Annotated in this window: 2 protein-coding genes; one reads left to right on the forward strand and one right to left on the reverse strand. The window is 57.2% G+C overall.

Annotated elements, in window-relative coordinates; translation table 11 throughout:
- Positions 1 to 163: 163 nt before the first annotated feature.
- Positions 164 to 865 carry a hypothetical protein gene (locus AC1D1X_RS23175; protein ID WP_477671173.1) on the forward strand — a complete coding sequence of 234 codons (702 nt, stop codon included), beginning with the start codon at positions 164 to 166 and terminating at the stop codon, positions 863 to 865.
- A 33-nt stretch (positions 866 to 898) separates the two neighbouring features.
- On the opposite strand, the gene AC1D1X_RS23180 is transcribed toward AC1D1X_RS23175, so the two are convergent.
- The coding region (locus tag AC1D1X_RS23180; protein WP_477699327.1) for a hypothetical protein at positions 899 to 1,439 on the reverse strand (541 nt) is incomplete at its 5' end.

Raw genomic sequence — 1,439 nt, forward strand, 5'->3', positions numbered from 1 at the left:
TTCCCAAGGCGTATCGCGAATTTTTCCCCGGCAAAGATTTTTGTGCCGATGGGTACTTCTATCTTCACGACGGAACTGCCTGGAGCTTTTACCGAGGGGATTTTCTTGATGAATAGTGTTTGCCCGTCGCTGAGTGGCTTGGCAAACCTTTAAGGCGCCACAAATGCCGTTTCACCATAGAAGATGGCTCGTCCTGGTCGCGTTCCAGCTCGCCGTCACGCCGGCCCTGGCCATGGACTTCAATCTCATTGGCGAAACACTGATCATGTCCGGACCGGTTGTTGGCGGCGACGTTGCCCAGCTTAAGGATCAGCTTGCCACGAATCAAGTGAAACTCGTTTTGCTGCACAACAGCCCCGGGGGAGATCTCTGGAATGGGCAAGAACTTGCAAGGCGCATTCGGGATGCAGGCCTCGACACTGCAGTCTCAGGAAAATGCGAGTCCGCATGCGGCCTTGTTTTTCTCGGAGGGGTACACCGCTATTACAGCGACGGCACTCCTCTGGCGAAAACCATGATTGGCCTGCACGGGGCGCACAACAAGGAAACCAAACAGGCGATCCCGCAACTTGGGGCCCGGATGGCCTATCTCATCAGGGAAATGACCGAGAAGAAATTTCCGGACGATCTTCTGGATCGCACCGTCTATCCAAAAGATCCCTCGGATCTCACCTACATCTTTCATCCTGCGCGTTTCAAGGTGGATGGCAAGTCTCGTGGTGTCATGGAATGCAACAAACAGGCGGATGCGACTTTCAAATGCACGATGGTCGACGGCCTGGACGCGATATCTGTCGGGGTGACAACAAGCCCGGAGGTTCTTCGCCTCAGCGAGGAAGTGAAAGCCATGGTTGCAAGACCGTGAGGCGTCGTGCGTGAAAGTGCCTCACACGCTTATTTATCTGCCGCCGCTGATCAGCACGCTATAAGCCTCACGCGTCTCCGGCGACACCGACTCCACCAGTTGCGCATGCGGCGTCTTGTGACGCACCAGCACGCGGGCTGAGGCGATGGCTTTTGATTTGCAAAACCAGTGGCAAGTGTGCTGCATCAGGAAGAGTTCGGCTGACATCGTGAAGGCCTTGGCCTTGGGGCTGAGCCCGGCCGCGTTTTGGGCCACGCGCGCAATACCGGCGGCGTGAATCGCCAGCGCAATGCGCATGTCGAAGCTCATGGCCGGCAGGATCAGGGTCGCAAAGGGAAAGCTGATGGGCAGCCGGCTGACGCGGGCCTCGGGTTCAGGCACCCTGGCAAACTCCGTCGCAAATTTGCTGAACTGTACGGCCAGTTGCGCTTCGGAGTTGGCCAGTTGTTGCCAGATCTGTTCGCGGCGCTCGGGTTCTTTTTCGCCGAGTGCCCGCAGGTAGCCGTCGGCCAGGGTTTCCATGAGTTTTTCAATCTGGTAATTGCCCAGATGGCTGCCCAGCAGCGCTATGCGT

The sequence above is a fragment of the Polaromonas sp. P1_G4 genome (assembly GCF_056405475.1).

Bases quoted from the DNA above. Each gene is read 5' to 3' on its own strand.
- AC1D1X_RS23175 (WP_477671173.1), top strand. From the start codon at position 164: ATGCCGTTTCACCATAGAAGATGGCTCGTCCTGGTCGCGTTCCAGCTC.